We start from the raw sequence: 16785 nt of genomic DNA, 5'->3' as shown, positions 1-16785 counted from the left end.
ATGCAATGCATTGAGTATTTCCAGCGGCTCGAAGCTGAGGGGCAAGGCTGGGAGCTAGAATCCAGAACGCGAGAAGAGATAGAGGTAATCGAGTCTGGAAAAGGCTCCTCATCATTGTACGCAAAGCGAACGGCCATCCTCAACAATTTGTACGGAGTCGATATCGACGAAGGTGCTGTTGAGATCTGCAAGCTCAGGCTCTGGTTGTCGATGGTCGCTGATATCGAGGATGAACCGAGTGAGGTGGAGCCGCTCCCCAATATCGATTTCAACGTACGGCAGGGGAACAGCCTAATCGGCCAACTCGATACCGACATCGAGAGTAACGAAGACGGAGACAGCGATCTCGATTCTTGGGAGGTGAAAACTCGTTTTGAGGACGTGAAAGAGGCCATCAAGAAGCACAAGAAAGCGGAGACCAGTGTTGAAGCTCAAGAATGGCGGAAAGAAGCAGAAGATAGAATTGAGGAACACCGGGACAAATTTGACGAAATCCTACGGCGAGAATTCCAAGACGCTGGCTTTGACGACATAACGATCGGGGAAATTCGGGAGTGGTCCCCCTTCCACTGGCCGTTGGAGTTCGCCGACGTCTTCGAGAAAGGTGGATTCGACGTGTTCATCGGGAATCCACCGTGGGACATGCTCTACGCGAATCGCGACGACTTCTTCATCCGCTACGATGAGCGGTTCCGTACCTATCCGTCGGAGGAAAAGGACGGTGTGATGGAAGACCTCCTCTCAAACCCAGAAGTTGCGTGGGAATGGGAGGACTACAAGGAGTCGATGGAAACTCAGGCAGACTTCTTCACGCAGGGAGATGTCTATAAGCTACAATCTCCGGTGGTGGGGGGTCGAACGATGCCGACAAAGAACGAACTTTCAGCTCTTTTTCTTGAGCGGGTCTTCAGACTCTCCAGAGACGGCGTGAGGGTAAGTCTGCTCCTCCCCGGTACTATCTTCGGGGGAGTAATGGGGAAAGACCTCCGAATGCATCTGCTGGACCATACGGACGTGGAGAATCTCATCGGGTTCGAGAACAAGGGTATCTTTGAGGCCATCGACGATAGATACCGGTTCGCGATTCTGACGTTCGAATATGGGGGGAAGACATCAGCTCTTCGGGGGATATTCAACCAACGTGACATGGATATAGTCTACAGGATCGAAGATGAGGCAGTCAACATTCCGCGCGACGTACTCGTCAGTTATTCTCCAGAAGGGGGAATCTTCCCATCCATCACCTCGCAGATCGAAGTAAGCGTCTTGGAGAAGGTAGTTGAGCAGCCTTCCTTGGGTGAAGATTTAGAGGAGGCTTGGACAGTTGATATGCTCACTAAGGAGTTCGTTGAATCGACTGATAAGGATAGGCTCCTGACATCGCCGGAGGAGGCCGACTATCCCATCTATGGCGGCAAAAATATCCACCAGTTTCAGTACGATAATACCCACACAGATGCGTTAGATGGACCGCAGTACTGGAGTCGGGGGATGTACGATCCACCGAATAGTGCTCAGTACCGTGTTCGAGAGAAGAAATTCAACAGGGGTAATCTCAAACGGGCAATCTACGACGCCTTTGGAGGTTCAGAGACGAGTAAGTCTCAAGTTCAATTCGTAGATGAACTACTCGAAGAACACCGTAGTCACGGACTTGAGGAAGATGATGTCCTGCTCGATTGCACTGAATACCGAATCGGCATTCGAGACGTTTCTCGATCCCGGGACGAGCGGACGATAATAGCTACGGTACTTCCGAAGGACGTTATCTGTCTCCACACCATTAACACGTTCAAGCCGTTCGCTATTGAGCCGAAAGAGGAACACCTCACAGAGTCCCCACTTCGGTCACCCTACGTCCGGCGATTCACGGATCAAGAACTCTTCGTGGCAACGGGACTCCTGAACAGCATTGCGTTCGATTTCCTGATGCGGACCAAAGTCGAGACGCACATCGTCAAGCGCGAGCTATTGGAATCCCAGCTACCACGTCTCATCGACGGAGATGACTGGTTCCATTATATCGCTGAACGAGCTGCCCGATTGAACTGTTACGGGAAAGAATTCAAAGAAATGCGTCAGCGACTCGGCGGAATCGAGGCATCGGTAGAAGATCAAGAACGCAGAGAATTACAGGCTGAAATTGACGCAGCCGCATTCCACGCGTATGGCCTAGAACGTCGTGACGTGAAGTTTATTCTCGACGACTTCCATCGCGTTGAGAATCCAAAGCTGATGGACGAGATGTACTTCGATCTGGTCTTGGAGAAATATGATTTGCTGGATCAGAAGGGGCCCCTACCGTAGCTCCCTAATCACTGTCCGACAACCCCCCAGCATACGAGCTTCGCTTGTACATCACTCTCTCCCATCAGTTTCGTCTGGTATTCAGTAGAGGCTTCGACGTTCTCTTCCAAGAACTCCTCAAGCTGACTGAGGAACTCCCCGGTCGGCCACTCTGGGAAAGAGTCGTACTGCTCGTTCTGGCGAAAGATCTCTCGTAGGATTCGGTCTTCATCCGTGTTCGCCAGCTTTACCTCCTGCAGCCGCTCTTCGATGTCGGTAGCCCATTCTCCTATCGTTTCGAACTCTTCGACAGGAGCCGGCTCATTGCCGTGATTCGGCTGAACGTAGTGACTGATGAAATCGAGGATCGTCTCCTGTTCCTTCGAGAAGGCCTCCCCCTGTTTGAAAGCACCCTCAACTTGGCCTTCTCGAATCACCTCCAGACGCTCGTCAAGCACTGCTTGAATCTCACCGCGATTCGATAACACTGTATCTGGATTTCCAGTAATCGGTTCGCCGTCAATTGAAGGGTCAATATTGAGCGTGCTCACTGGCCGCTCTTTGACCTCGTCGGCGAAGGGTTTGTAGTAGAAAGCACGACGAACGCGACCAAGCGGGGACTCGTGGTCATCATCGTCAAACCAGAGGTGGGCAAGGGCGAACACGCCCGGACGGGGACCGGCATCGTGGTCAGTTACATTCGTGTAGAGGAATTCCCGTTCTTCGGGCGGGTCATCGAAGAAGTCCTCAGCGTACTCGAAGTCTTCCGCAGTCAGGTCGTAATCCTCGTTCAGTTCTCGCTTCAGAAGGTACCGCTCGAACGCAGCGTGTTCATTACTCCCAGCGTTGCGGAGGAGCGGATTCTTGCTCGTGTCGTCGAGTTCATTCACGTCGTCAATTTCACGGGACTTCTGGAGAGAGTCCTCAATCTCGTCCACCTGTAATTCCCCGATTGTCTTCTCCGTGTCTACACCTGTCTTTTCGAGAATCTGGTCTTCGTTCGGATCGAGGATATTGTTCTCCTTTCCGACGATGAGCGCGATATCGTTGATCTTTGCCTGCAGGCGTTTCAAGAGCTTAATCGCCGCCTCAATGTCGCCGTCCGGGTAGAAGTTGTGGACGTGTTTCTCGGCGGTACTCCCGATCCGGTCGACTCGCCCGACACGCTGGACAATCCGCATCGGGTTCCACGGCAGGTCGTAATTGACCACAACATGAACATCCTGAAGATTAACCCCTTCACTCAGCGTGTCAGTGGCCACTACGTACTGTAGCTCTGAGTCCCCCGACTCGGCGAGCGTTTGCTGGTAGCCTGACGCCTCGGGTGCAAAGCGTTGAATGACGTCCTGCTTATTCTCGTCACCACCCTTGACGACGGCACTGTTCGCCTCTGTGAGTGGGGAATCCTCGTTGTCACAGAGGGTTCGATAGACGTAGTCTGCAGTTGCCCGATACTGCGTGAAGATGAGCACCTTCTGATCGTGGTTAGTGAGGACATCTGCAAGTCGGTCGATCTTCGGGTCGCGGAACTCGCGGAGTGAAAAGACGGCCTCGTAAAAGTCGCGTGTGGCAGGGTCGACTTCGCTCAGGTCACTATTCGGGTAGAGAATCGGATTCATCTCTTCTTCAGGAATATCGGGGAGGACACCAGCGTCGTGGTCGGCGAGCCATTGCCGCGTGGAAACCGCATAATCGCTCACATCACCCGCATCACGGGCGACATCACCGATGAACTGCGAGAGGAAGTACGAGAGAAGGGTGAGGTCCTCCCTGATGTACGTCTTCACCTCGCCGATGGTGGCGTCTGCCAGTTCATCTCCCTCGGTATCAGCTCCTTCTTCCGATTGAATAGCGGTGGTATCGAACCCGAATTCTTCGAGTGTTTGTTCGAGATCTTCAGCAGCGTCGGCTCCTTCGACAAAGTCACCGAGTTCAGAGTCATCTCCCTCCCGAACAGTTCGGAGCATATCGATGTCTTCGTCCTCGGGGAGTTCACCAAGAAGGCCGAGAAGCTGGCGTTCGCTCTGATGCAGCGTCTCGATCGACTGGACGAACGCGTACGTTGAGGACTCGAGCCGTTTGAGGAGGTTCAGCTTGTAGAGAGCTTTCAGAGTGCTCCCCGCTTTCGGATTTTTGACTGTGATGTGGGGAAGGTGGAGGGCGTCCATCACGTCGGGAAGCATCCGATATATTGGCTGGTAGGCCGCCGGCAGGGAATACTGTTGCTTGTTGAGTTTCGGCGGCTTGAAGCTCATCTCGAAGTCTTCGCTGTCCTGAATCTGATCTTTGACGTGCTTGCGCGTCCGGAGAACCATCACTTCGTTCAAGATATTCGAAATCTCAGAGGAGTGTCGCTGTAGCTGCTCGGTGATTTCTTGCTGTTCGTCGTCGCCGACCTCCTCTTTCCCGGATGCGATGCGTTTTCGCGTCTCCGAGAGTTCAATATATTCGTCGAACGCATCAAAGTCGAGTGACGCCTTGTTCCGAAGTTCCTCCGGGCTGGTGAACAAGCTGATGAGGTTCTTTAGGTCGGTAGCGCTGTTATTGATCGGGGTCGCGGTCAGCATAATCATCGTCTTTCCGCGGAGCTGCCTGAGATTCGCGTGTCGTCGCGTCCCCTTGTAGTCATTATCGTGGTCCGGATTCGGTCGCCACTTCCCGTAGTTCCGGAACCGGTGAGCCTCGTCGATAAGCAGGACATCGAACTCGTCTTTGAGGTCCTGCACCTCGCCGTAGGAAAGATTCTGGAACTTGCTGATACTCATCACGTCAAGGTGCGTGCCGTCCACCTCTAACCCGAAGTACGGATTGCCGTCTTCGTCAGTGTCGTTCTGGAGTAGGTCTTCCCACTGATCAGTCAGGTTGGCCGGGACAATGAGGAGACAGTGGTCGCCACGTTGGCGGTAGTCGTGGAGGAGTTCACCGCCAATAAATGATTTTCCCAGGCCGACCGAGTCGGAGACGATGCACCCGTTGAACTGGGAGAGCTTCTCCTTTGCACTCTCGTACCCGAGCTTCTGGAAGTAGTACAGTGGGCTGTCACGGATGTTGACGTTCCCACTCAGTTCGTCGTAGGCGAGCAGCTTGTAGAGTTCGAACGGTTGGAGATACGTGCCCAGCTCCTCGGATGACGTCTCCTGGTCGGACTCGTCCTCCTGCTGTTCCTTCCAGTCCTGGTACTCCTCGCTGTTCTCGATGATTCGGATGATCTCCTCACTGAACTCCTCGGCGTTGGCCCACTGGTTGTCGTACCACTCCTCGAACGCTTCGGCCTTGTGTCGATCCTGACTCGTGAGGTTCAGTTCGATGTTGTTCTGGTGGCCGCTCTTGGTGAAGTTCGAGGAGCCGACAACGGTAGCGCATGGGCGGGTGTCTTCATCCCCGTCGTGTTCCCAATCTTCGTCGTCTTCGAGTGGTGCTCGAAATGATGCACCCTTTGCGTGGAAGTAACCGTTTTCAGGATTTCGCACACGGACGCTCACCTCGCCTTCGGCGATAAAGTCTCGTAGCCGGTCCAGTCGGCCGATCTGAGCGTTATTCAGCTCCGAGATGCTTTCTCTCACCTCTCTTTTGAGTTCCTCTTTGAGATTCTGTCCCTCACCGATTTCGTCAGCAGTCCCCCTATTCGTCTGACGGCCCATCAAAATCCGAAGCGGAGCGTGGCCGAGCTCATCGGGGTCAGCCAGGTTTTCAAGGTCTTCCCGGTAGAGGTTAAATCCTGAGAGATAAAAGTAGCCAGTTGCGATACGGCCTTCCTCGATCTGAGGAATAATCCGCTTGTAAGCGTCTTCTAGTGTTCTGTTAGCGTTATCGACAAGCGGAGGAAGTGAGAGCATCGTAATGCCGAGATGTATTCAGTACGCGAACTTAGTGTTTAGTGACCTCCCTACAGAAATAGCACCAGACAATAGCCAATCAAACTGGCCGAAGATCCCGCCAGCGGACGTCAACGGTGTCACCATTAGCGATTTTAACCCGAAAAAGATAGCCCTCTCGTTGATCATCAGTCACAGCCCCCGCATCGTCTGAGATGATCTCAACGACTGTTCCTCGACGTCCATGGAGGCGCTCGTGATCTGGATCTGTCTCGTCCGGGATATCGATTCGGACCGAATAACCGGTTTCGAAGCGTCTCATAGTATTCTCAGCGGGTTTGAATCCTAAAGAGGATAGCTAAGCCGAGCAAGAGGACGCCACCAACACCAAAACCAACCACCGATGGGTCCGGCAGTGATGGGATGAACCTCTTCACTTGGGGAGTAAAAATGAATCCTCCGGCATACCCTCCGACAGATATGTATCCAGCAGCCAATAGGCGGACGAACCACTGTTCCACAATCGTATGTGAGCGGTGGTCAGCATCTTCAGCTGGACGGGGATCAACGATTTCCGGGTCAGGCTTCTCTCGCTTCAAATATCGCCATTCATCGAGATACATACGAACAGGCAGGACCGACTCGATCTCATTCAGGATGGCGTATCGAGCTTTGTTCAGCCGGCGGTATGATTGAAGACTCTGATACCAGAAGTAGCAAATCAGACTGCCGAATCCTGATGCGAAGAGAACGATCGCAGCGTTAGTGGTTGTGAGATTGCCGCGGGCGAGAGCAAAGAGACCGGCCAGTATCGAGGTTAAAATCAGACCGAAAAAGCGGTTCATCTGGACTCGCTGATTGGCTGTCTCGATCGCAACCTCCCCGTAATGTATGTACTGCTCCATCAGTCGATTCTTCTCGTCCTCACTTAGATTAGCCAGCGGTCCAGTTGTAACATCTTCCTCCTCAGATGGCTCAGCAGGGTCCCCTCCAGTGACCTCTTCAGAGTGTTCAGGTTCTGTTTCGGGCGTGTCTCCATCGTCAGTATCGGCGCCATCCTCTGAGAGATCAACCGCCGCTTCGTCGGTTGAATCAGGCATATTCAGCGAGTGCGTCGACAAGCGAGGCCTTTCGCCATCCTACCTGAGTATCTGCGACTTCTTGGATTTTCTCGGGGACCTTCGATTGTCCCTCTGGAATGATTGCGATCACCGGCTTGTCCAGTTCATCGGCGAGTTCCAGCTCCTCCGGGATCCAAGTGCTGTGAGCACCGTACATTCCACTACTTACGACGACAACCGACGCCGTTTTCATCTGGTTCCAGAGTTCAGAACGAAGGGCAGACTCGGTATCCACGGGCAGGGGGTCAGTTGAAGGGACACTATGATTCTGCCACTTGAGCGACGGAACCTCATCAAGGAAATCAACGATACGCTCGTAGTGTTCGTCGTACTCCCACGAGTGGGAGACAAAAACGTTGTACTGCTTGTCCTCAAGTCGAGTTGCAGCGCGTGCTAAGCGAGGGAGTGATTGCCCAGTATTTCCGCCTGAGGAGGAAGAGGACTCTTGAGTCGACGAGCCTGCAGAGGCAAAGGCTTCCAGCCCTTTGTAGGCAGCATATAGGAGCAAAGCACCGCCAGCGATTTTTTGTCCAGACGAGAGACCCTGCTGGTTCTGAGTGTCGGTAGAACTGCGGCTCAGGGAATTGTCTGTCAGGACAAGGCCCGACTGTTGGTCATTCGGCTCGAAGAGCGATGGTTGAGAGGAACTGAGCTCAGGGAGACTGTTATCCCCAGATTGCGTTACTGTATAAACGGGGCCGAGTTCTCGAACGGTGAACTCCTTTCCGAGATCGTTCCCTTTGTAGGTCGGCAGTAGGCGGTCTCCATCATCGCGATAGAATCCGGTAGGTAGATCGTTAACAGCTGACTTCAGAACGAATCGAACAGCTGATTCGGGGTTTGGACTGCCACGAATATCATCAAACGCAGCCTCCCAGGTGGTTTTCAATGGGGAGGAGGTGTCTTGGCTCATAACCGTATGAACAATCCGTTTTTAAATAGTATAAGTTCTTCCCCCCTGGAATATCGGCAGATTTGGATTCCGCATCAGAGAGGACCATAGTACTAAACGGGTAAGCCGTCAACAATTCGCATATAGTTATGAGCTTCAACAGCAGATCTTCAAGCAACCGTCGGAGCGAATACCGACTGTTCATCTCGCACTCTTGGGAGTACAGCGACGAGTACAATCGGATGGTAGAACTACTTCGCGACTACCCGAATTTCAGTTTCCGGAACTACTCAGTACCGAAGGTGGATGAGATCGATGCTGACACCGAAGAGGAGCTGGAACAGGCGCTCCGGGAAGACCAGATCAAGCCAGCTACGGTCGTAATAATACTCGGGGGAATGTACGTAGCACACAGCAAATGGATCAAGAAAGAAACTATTTTAGCTGAAATCGAGAGTAAGCCTATTCTGGGTGTTACACCGCGCGGAAACGAGCAGATGCCCAATTTCGTTGAAGACCACGCAGATCAGATCGTGGGTTGGCAAGGAAAGAGTGTGGTAGAGGGAATTCGAGACCTGGCTGATTGAGTTGATGAGAGCGTGGATGAACTATTGAGGGAGAGTCTGGCTACCCTCGAGACTGTTTCCAACTCCGCGAATCGGGTAGAGTTCAATCGCTTCGTACTCACCATCACCGTCAATATGCCCCAGTTTTGAAAACAGAGATCGGCTCTTGTCGTTCGGTTCGTCGATGTAGTAGACACCATCCTCGCAGTACTCCTGGCACCAAGTCTGAATCAATTCCTCAGCAATCCCTTGGCGCCGGTAATGATCGCGGACATACAGCTGTCGAAGAACCTGTATTCCATCCAGCTCTTCCCAAGTGACGTATCCAGCCGCGTCGTCATCTCGAATATAGAGCAATCCCTGGTGGTTCTCAGGGATATGTCGGGCAAAAGAAGAACTCGTGTCACCACCATAGCTAGTCATCGCGCCGATGACTCGTTCTGTTTTGTCTATTGGTCGACCATCAGAATACACGAGAAATGAATCTTCGGCACCGATCTCCACGATGTCATCCGGAGTCGAATCCGTGAAGAGCCACTCAGCACTGAACACCTCGTCGAGATTAACTCTACGACCCTGATACTCGATACCGTATAGGCTCATACAGTTATGGCAGCGAAATTCTGCTGATTCCTCGATTTCGGACATTCCCGGAACACGCCCGATTGACGGGTCGTCAATCCCCGAACATTCGCAGTCCTGTCTAAGTTCCTCGAATTTGTCTCCTTTCCCCGATTGACTGTACGGGACAAACCCCATCTTCCAATGCTCCTCTAACTTCTCACCGAGTTCCTGAGCGAGTTTTCGGACTATCCTCGCGTCTTGCCCCACAAATGCAACAACTGCATCAAGGAGGTCGTCTACGTGAATAATCGGCTCCTCGGACAGCTCGTATTCTGTGAGCAATTGCCAGCCATTAGGTGCCCGGTAGATCATCCTAAGATCATCTTCATAGAGAAGGGAAACAGCGACGACCTCAATCCCGTCATCAGCTTCGATATAGAGAGGAATCGTTTGTTCAATCTCCTCACGTTGAGCAAGAGTTTCGAGCCAAGAGTAATCCCCGAGACCCGCAGGAAGAGGAATATTCAAGCTCATTTCTATCCGAAAATCGCTCTGTTACGTTATAAATGATAGGTGACCAGCACTATGTAGATATATAAAACCTGCTTACCACAAGACGGAATATGGAAACCAAGCGGATCGCTGAAGTGGTAGAAAATATAAATTATTCTTATCTCTTACCAGCGATTCAGCGCGAATTCGTCTGGGAAACGAGTGATATAGTCGATCTGTTTGATTCCCTGTTACGGGACTATCCGATCGGTGCTCTTCTTCAGTGGAACCTCTCAGCCGAGGAAGCACAGGCTCAGCCCAAATATCGCTTCGTCACCCACTACGTCGACGAACCGAACTTCCCCCAATCACTCACGACCCCAACCCATCGAAACCCTCCACACAATTCTGAAGATCCACTCCCCTCACCGGTGAAGCTGGTTCTCGACGGCCAGCAACGGCTGACCGCACAATATCGGCCTCACCGGATCGTTCTACGAACGGAAACACAATCATCCCCGAAACAAGGCCAGTTCGTGGGTCCAGAAGCGCCTCTATCTCAATCTCCTCTCCGACCCGCAGACAGTGGACTCGGAACTCGGCAATAAGTACGATTTACCAGAACCCGCTGCTGCCGGCGCTGCTCAGCATCGATCTCGAACAGGAGGCCCGCCTCGACGACCATGAGGAACGCCTAGCAGAGCTTGAGCAACGGCTTTCAGAAACTGTGGTTGAACAGCAGCAATCGTCCGTCGAACCTGATACTAGAGATTCAGAGTGACGGAGTTGAGAACAATCGCCTGATGGGCTCGTTGCTTAGTGAGGGTACGTGGAGGAAGACATGCGGATTAGTTTCTACGGCGGGTTACGACCGGCATTAAGTGGCTCATACGAGTCGGTGTGGTAGGCGACCCGCCAAAGTTTGAGGACCGCACGAGTGACCAATTCTTCGGGAGACTGTGTGATACAGGATGCTTCGACTTCGTCTGGGTCAGAACTCGCATTCGGCAGTGGATGGTAGTGTTCTAATCCGGGGACGTGAATGTAGTCTCCTGCGTGTGGATGCTTTCCCCAGCGTAGATTCACTCCTTCCGTGTCCGTGTAGTGGAACTTGTAATCATCTCGTGTCGTCCATTGGATGTCGATTCGAGCTTCGTTGGCCCCACACAACCCGTCGTCAAACACAACTTTGAGGACGGATGGATGGAGGTAGTCGTCAAGCTCAGCTGTCGCAAGCGGCTCCATCCTCTCGACGACGTCACGAATCGTCAGTAGCGCTGGGCGATCCGTAGCTCCCCGGAGAGTATGAGGTTCCGCTCGGTCAGGAGTATCCTGCATTACTCAGGCAGGGACGCTGTCATCAGTCGGGCGACGATCGGTGTCGACGAACTGCTCGGCGTTCCCAATCGAGAGGGCAGCGTTCGCAAACGCGAGATTCCGCCGGAGCGTCTTCCACTCACGAATTGTCTCTGGGTCGATCTCTTCCTGTGGGGATCCAGTCTCAGTAAGAGCCTGGTTCGTCTGCTCGACCGCTAATTCTTCTGGCGAGTCGACACCGAATTCGGACCGGTACTCGGTGAGCTGCTCGCGCATCTCCTGGATTCGCGTCACGAGTTCGTCGGTCGAGACGTGGTCAAGGATGTCGGCAGCCTGTTCGACGACGAGTGATTCAGGTGAGCGACGATAGAGCGTGCCGCCCTGTTCGCCAGGTTCCGTCTCGACGAATCCTTCGTCAGCGAGTGTGTTCAGGTGCTTTCGAGCGGTCTTTGGAGCAGTCCGTGCATCATCAGCTACGGCATCAGCTGAGACGGGGCTGTACATATGCGCGACGACATGTCGAATGCGTTCGTAGGGCGTTGTTTCAGCCTCCCACTCCTCACCGACCGCTTCGTTGATGTCTGCAAACTCCGCTGGCGGGTTTCGGTCGGTCATGTGAAAACGAACGAGTCGGGGGAACATAGTTCTTTGGAGGACATCTATGTTCCCTTAGAGAGTATGCCGGCAGACTCCAGTTGAGCGAATCCCGGAAACCGTTCCGGAAGTGAGGAAGTACAAAGTAACAACCAGGAAATGCCCTTAGAGAGGGTCTTGGGATCATACGTTGAAATTCGAAAACGACACGCCATCGCTTATCGGCGATTCGAACGTCATAGAGACCTAGATGCCGTTCACAATCGACATCCTGGACGACGGCCGCGTCCTAAAGTGGGAGGCGACCACCGACGGTGCCGTCGTAACAGAACGAGACAAATACACCCCGCGTTTCTACGTCGCCCCTCGCGACCCAGCGTCCGACCTCGACCTCACAACACTCCAGTCGGTGTACGACCAGCACCCGGACGTCGTCGCGACCGAGACGGTTGCGCGACGGCCGAGCTTTCGACGAGACGAGGAACCAGTCCTCGCGGTCGACATCGACCACATCGACCGCGTCACTCCACTCGCCCGGCAAGCGCGCCAGCTGTCAGCCTATCCAGTCGGGGATCTCGCTTGTTTCAACGTCGACTTCTCGCGAGAATTCCGGTATTGTCTGGAGACCGGCGCCGATCCGACGCCGGCGAGCGAGCTGTCGACGCTCCGGCTCAGCGTCCCGGTGACCGAAACGAGCAACGACATCTACGAGAAACTGTCCGTCGCCGGCGACACCGTCACCGGTTCGCCGACGGATATCCTGACCGCCGTCCAAGGGGCACTCGAAGCGCACGATCCGGATGTCCTGGTCTGCTCGACCAGCGAGATCGTCCCGACGCTGTACGAGATGGCGACGGCTACCGGCATCGACGACTTCTCGCTGAGTCGGTGGCCGGACGTCGATTACCAGCAGCTCGCGAGCCGGTCGACGTACTCGAGCTACGGCCGCGTCGGTCACTCGCCGGCGCGGTACAATGTCCCCGGCCGAGCAATCATCGACGAGTCGAACACGTTCTTCTACGGGGAGACGAACCTCGACGGCGTCCTCGACCTCGTGTCGCGCTCGAAAAAGCCCGTCCAGGAGCTCGCGTGGGCGTCGATCGGGAACGTGCTCACGGCGATCCAGATCTGCGAGGCCCACGACCGCGGTGTCCTCGTCCCGTGGAACTCCTGGCGTCACGAGTTCTACAAGCCGATGGGGACGCTCCACGACGCCGACCGTGGCGGCTTCATCTTCGCACCCGAGGTCGGCCTCCACGAGAATGTCCACGAACTCGACTTCTCCTCGTTGTACCCGAACATCATCTGTACCCGGAACGTCTCGCCGGACGTCATCCGGTGTGACTGCCACAGCGACCGCGACGACGTCCCCGGCCTCGGGTACTCGATCTGCGACGACCGGGGCTACCTCGTCGACGTGCTGCAGCCGATCATCGACGCGCGCGACGAGATCAAGGCGGCCATCCGTCGCGAGAAGGATCGGGACGACCCCAACGAGGACCGACTGGCAGAACTCGAGGGGCGGTCGGGAGCACTGAAGTGGATACTCGTCGCCTGCTTCGGCTATCAGGGGTTCAGTAACGCGAAGTTTGGCCGCATCGAGTGCCACGAAGCAATCAACGCGTTCGCTCGCGAGATTCTGCTGACGGCGAAACAGCGGCTGGAAGCTGGCGGCTGGCGCGTCGTCCACGGCATCGTCGACTCCATCTGGGTGACCCCAGACCCCGACATCGACGACGAGGACCGCGAGGACCTCGAGATGCTCGCGACGGAGATCACGGAACGCGTCGAGATTCGGCTCGAACACGAAGCCCACTACGACTGGGTGGCGTTCGTCCCGCAGCGCAAGAGCGACGCTGGCGCGCTGACGAAGTATTTCGGCAAAGTGGCTGGCGAGGACGAGTTCAAGATCAGAGGCATCGAAGCCCGACAGCGTTCGACTCCGCCGTTCATCGAGGACGTCCAGTGGGACTGTCTCGATCGGCTCGATGCCACCCGGTCACCGGACGCGGTACTCGGACGGCTCGAACGAGCTATCGACGAACTGCAGGCGGGCAACGTAGCAGTGGAGCGGCTCGTCGAGCGGAACCGTGTCTCGAAGCCCCTGGAGGGCTACTCACAGAATACTCAGAACGTGGCCGCCTTGAAGCGAGCCCGCGAGCAGGAACTGGCAGTCCACCCGGGCCAGGATATCGAGTACGTAGTCGCCGACGACGAGAAATCCTCTCGAGACCGGGTGGCCCTCGCCCACGAGGAGATCGAGACCTACGACGCCTCGTACTACGAAACGCTGCTGGTCAGAGCGGTCGAGAGCGTGCTGTTGCCGCTGGGGTGGGAACGGACAGACGTTCGCCGGGAGCTCGCCGAGACACGGAAGATGACGGTCACAGCCTTTGCGCGGCTTGGCGAGAAGTAGATCGCAATGACGAGCAAAGACGGATATATAGGTTGTTCCCGAGATTGGTGTGTGAAGACGGTATATCGTCTTAGACCCGTCTAAACACATGCATGGTGGTCTACTTCAGGAGTTGCGAGTCGACTAGACGAGCTATCAGCGAGGTCACCTCGCGGTCGTTACTGTCCCACCCCTCATTGCCGCTGTAAGAAGAACTCGCAATGGTGACCGGCGGTGGCGATCGAGACTCGATCACCCCTCGTTGCCGCTGTAAACAGATGAGGCGTTCCCAGATCCTAAACGGAATTGTGCTGTGACCTGTGAACAGAAGGTCTCAAGAAGCGGATACGGGATTGATCAGAACACATTTTCTGCACGGAGAAGCAGAAAGTCGGTGAGAGCCCCCCACCCCTCGTTGCCGCTGTAAACTCAGATCAAGCGTGTACCAGCTCGTAGAATGAAAGAGGACCCCTCGTTGCCGCTGTAAATCTCCCACCAACAAGCGCAAGAAGCCGTTTACCTCGAATAATGAGTTAGATGAATGCTTCTCAGAACCATTGGTACCAGTAACCTTAAGTCATATTGCGTTGTATCCTACCTCACTGCAATTCGGCATACAGGAACGCCGTACTTGTTCGGCGTGTACTAGCCGAAATACCGGGTTAGAGTGCCTCGTTCTATAACCTCTAAATTCCGTGGTTGGATGTCGTATGCGTTAAGGATCGTTTCGAAGAACCTCCGTTTCCCGTCTCTCCCGATCTCGGTTTACAGCGGCAACGAGGGGTGGGGGACTCATCTCATACCTCGTTTACAGCGGCAACGTGGGGGCACTGTTTTTTAGAAGCTCTTCACAGACGTGGTTATAGTGCTGTATAAGGCTGCTTTTCGAGTTCACTTCGGCACTCCGGTGTGTTTACAGCGGCATTCCGGTGGCAAAGATTCATAACGCATGCGCTACACGACGCTGTATGAGCAAATCGGGCTCCTTCTTCGGCGGTCCCGATCTCATTTTTGCCGACAAGGAACTTCTCCGAGTGAGCCATCTGCCGACCGGTGACCGGATTATCGGACGCGACACCCAGCTCCAGGAACTCGCGAACGCGATCAAAGACGCGGAGCACGGACGCACGCCGAACAACGTCTTAGTGTACGGCAAGACGGGGACCGGCAAGAGTCTCTGTTCGAAGTACATCACGCGTGACCTCGCGGAGGCGGCCGCGGATAACGGCATCTCGGTCGGAATCGCCTACGTCGACTGCTTCCAGGACTCGACCGAAACACAGGCAGTGCAGGCTATCGGGGAGTCCCTGAATACGCCCGAGACGACCATCTCCGTTCCGCCCTCCGGTCTCAGTACGTCGGACTACTACCACCGCCTCTGGGAAATCCTCGATTCAGAGTACGATGTCGCCATCATCATCCTCGACGAGATCGATAAGCTTGAGGACGATAGTGTCCTGATGCAGCTTTCTCGGGCTACTGAAGCGGAGAAGGTTCAAGACAGTACCTTGGGCATTATCGGGATCAGTAACAAGATCCGGTACAAGGAAACCCTCGATGAACGTGTCAAGTCGAGCCTCTCAGAGCGTGAATGCGTCTTCCCCCCGTACGACGCGAATCAGCTTCGGAATATCCTCTCCTCGCGGGCGGACGCGTTCCGTGATGGCGTTCTCGGCGATGAAGTGATCCCGAAAGCGGCCGCGTTAGCCGCCCGCGAACACGGTGACGCCCGGAAGGCGATCGACATCCTTCGCTACGCTGGTGAGATCGCGGACGAAGAAGACGACGACACCGTCCGGGTCGAGTATGTGGACGAAGCCCACGATCGCGAGGAACAAGCTCGCCTTTCCGAGCTGATCGCGAAACAGCCCGAACACTCGAAGTATCTCCTCCAAGCACTGGCCTTAGAGGTCCAGCAAGCGACCGGGGATAATCCGGCCATCCCTACGAAGACCATCTTCGGAACGTATCAGGTACTCTGTGAACGCGAGGGTGCGGATCCGCTCAAAATCCGGCGCGTCCGCGACCTCCTGTCGGAGTTAGCCTTCCTCTCGTTGATCGAGCAGGAGCGCAAGGGCCGTGGAAAGGCCAAGGGGGCGCATACGGTGAACCAGCTGGTTGACGAACCGGAACTGGTCGTGGAAGCCTGCAAGTCGGCGTAGTTAGTCGATCGCTCGCTTGTGACTGCGTTGAGGGTTTCCCCAGTCCATGGGTTTGGAACCGTTACTCACTCGGGTTAACCGGGCCCTTGTACTTGGAATGAACTGTATCGATAAGCAACTAAAACACGGACACACCCCTCATTTCCGCAACTCGGAGGCGGTGGCATGCCTCATGCCACAAATACGCACGAGTGACACACCTCGTTTCCGCAACTCCGACTCGGTAGCACACCTCATTTAGATCGCAAGTCGAGGGGTCACCCCTCGTTTCCGCAACTTCATCTGCCACAGAGGTAGCTAGATCTGAGAAGTTCGAGAGAATAGATTATCGACGAGTTCGGAGCTGGAAGACAACATGATTGTCTCGTGAACTCCTCTGGGGACAAGCCCTAGGTACTCGACCTACTCCGCCTATAGGAATGAAACAAGGAATAGACGGGGGAGACACACCCCTCGTTTCCGCAACTCCATACGAGCTGAAAGCCTATCAGCTACTACTGATACACGGACGGTATAAAGACATGAGAGATTCAGCAGCAAACGATCTCTCGACATACTGAAAACACAAGAAGGCATGCGGT

The 16785-nt window shown here is 54.7% G+C and carries 12 protein-coding genes and 1 pseudogene; 6 read left to right on the top strand and 7 right to left on the bottom strand.

All coding sequences use genetic code 11. The features are described from left to right. Nucleotides 1–2307, top strand: a 2307-nt coding sequence (locus tag ACQE3L_RS09290) for an Eco57I restriction-modification methylase domain-containing protein (RefSeq protein WP_426963487.1), incomplete at its 5' end; no start/stop codon positions are given. A gap of 8 nt (nucleotides 2308–2315) precedes the next feature. Here the strand turns inward: ACQE3L_RS09290 and ACQE3L_RS09285 are convergent. From ACQE3L_RS09285 to ACQE3L_RS09270, 4 genes are all read right to left on the bottom strand, one after another. Then, a complete protein-coding gene (locus ACQE3L_RS09285) occupies nucleotides 2316–6122 on the bottom strand; it encodes a helicase-related protein (protein WP_426963486.1) in 3807 nt (1268 codons plus the stop codon). A 79-nt stretch (nucleotides 6123–6201) separates the two neighbouring features. Further along, a complete protein-coding gene (locus ACQE3L_RS09280) occupies nucleotides 6202–6423 on the bottom strand; it encodes a DUF8139 family protein (RefSeq protein ID WP_426963485.1) in 222 nt (73 codons plus the stop codon). 7 nt (nucleotides 6424–6430) lie between these two features. Then, nucleotides 6431–7201 (bottom strand): RipA family octameric membrane protein, encoded by a 771-nt coding sequence (locus ACQE3L_RS09275; RefSeq protein ID WP_310931040.1) that lies wholly within the window; start codon nucleotides 7199–7201, stop codon nucleotides 6431–6433. After that, the gene (locus ACQE3L_RS09270) at nucleotides 7194–8135 is read right to left on the bottom strand and encodes a TIR domain-containing protein (protein WP_426963484.1); all 942 of its coding nucleotides are present in this window, start codon (nucleotides 8133–8135) and stop codon (nucleotides 7194–7196) included. The genes ACQE3L_RS09275 and ACQE3L_RS09270 overlap by 8 nt, the downstream gene beginning before the upstream one ends. 128 nt (nucleotides 8136–8263) lie before the next feature. On the opposite strand from ACQE3L_RS09270, the gene ACQE3L_RS09265 reads away from it, so the two are divergent. Further along, nucleotides 8264–8701, top strand: coding sequence for a TIR domain-containing protein (locus tag ACQE3L_RS09265; protein WP_099254180.1), 438 nt, complete (start codon nucleotides 8264–8266; stop codon nucleotides 8699–8701). Between the two features lie 21 nt (nucleotides 8702–8722). Here ACQE3L_RS09265 and ACQE3L_RS09260 read toward each other — a convergent pair whose 3' ends face one another. After that, the gene (locus ACQE3L_RS09260; protein WP_426963483.1) at nucleotides 8723–9778 is read right to left on the bottom strand and encodes a GNAT family N-acetyltransferase; all 1056 of its coding nucleotides are present in this window, start codon (nucleotides 9776–9778) and stop codon (nucleotides 8723–8725) included. An 89-nt stretch (nucleotides 9779–9867) separates the two neighbouring features. Here ACQE3L_RS09260 and ACQE3L_RS09255 point away from each other — a divergent pair, with 89 nt between their 5' ends. Both ACQE3L_RS09255 and ACQE3L_RS15465 read left to right on the top strand, forming a co-directional pair. Next, a complete protein-coding gene (locus ACQE3L_RS09255) occupies nucleotides 9868–10344 on the top strand; it encodes a DUF262 domain-containing protein (protein WP_426963482.1) in 477 nt (158 codons plus the stop codon). An 8-nt stretch (nucleotides 10345–10352) separates the two neighbouring features. Next, a pseudogene (locus tag ACQE3L_RS15465) lies at nucleotides 10353–10517 on the top strand (DUF8156 family protein); the annotation flags it as partial. 74 nt (nucleotides 10518–10591) lie between these two features. On the opposite strand, the gene ACQE3L_RS09250 reads toward ACQE3L_RS15465, so the two are convergent. Beyond that, nucleotides 10592–11074 (bottom strand): toxin-antitoxin system TumE family protein, encoded by a 483-nt coding sequence (locus tag ACQE3L_RS09250; RefSeq protein WP_426963480.1) that lies wholly within the window; start codon nucleotides 11072–11074, stop codon nucleotides 10592–10594. 3 nt (nucleotides 11075–11077) lie between these two features. Next, a complete protein-coding gene (locus tag ACQE3L_RS09245; RefSeq protein WP_426963479.1) occupies nucleotides 11078–11668 on the bottom strand; it encodes a DUF7342 family protein in 591 nt (196 codons plus the stop codon). A gap of 229 nt (nucleotides 11669–11897) precedes the next feature. On the opposite strand from ACQE3L_RS09245, the gene ACQE3L_RS09240 reads away from it, so the two are divergent. Both ACQE3L_RS09240 and ACQE3L_RS09235 read left to right on the top strand, forming a co-directional pair. Next, complete coding sequence (locus ACQE3L_RS09240) at nucleotides 11898–14063, top strand: type B DNA-directed DNA polymerase (RefSeq protein ID WP_426963478.1); 2166 nt, start codon at nucleotides 11898–11900, stop codon at nucleotides 14061–14063. 947 nt (nucleotides 14064–15010) lie between these two features. Further along, the gene (locus ACQE3L_RS09235) at nucleotides 15011–16204 is read left to right on the top strand and encodes a Cdc6/Cdc18 family protein (RefSeq protein WP_426963477.1); all 1194 of its coding nucleotides are present in this window, start codon (nucleotides 15011–15013) and stop codon (nucleotides 16202–16204) included. The last annotated feature ends 581 nt before the right edge of the window (nucleotides 16205–16785 follow it).

Origin of the sequence: Haloparvum alkalitolerans (assembly GCF_050122995.1) — an archaeon.
In the GTDB taxonomy this organism is placed as follows: Archaea; Halobacteriota; Halobacteria; order Halobacteriales; family Haloferacaceae; genus Haloparvum; species Haloparvum alkalitolerans.
The sequence above is the reverse complement of the archived record's forward strand: the minus strand, read 5'-3'. Positions and strand labels throughout refer to the sequence as shown.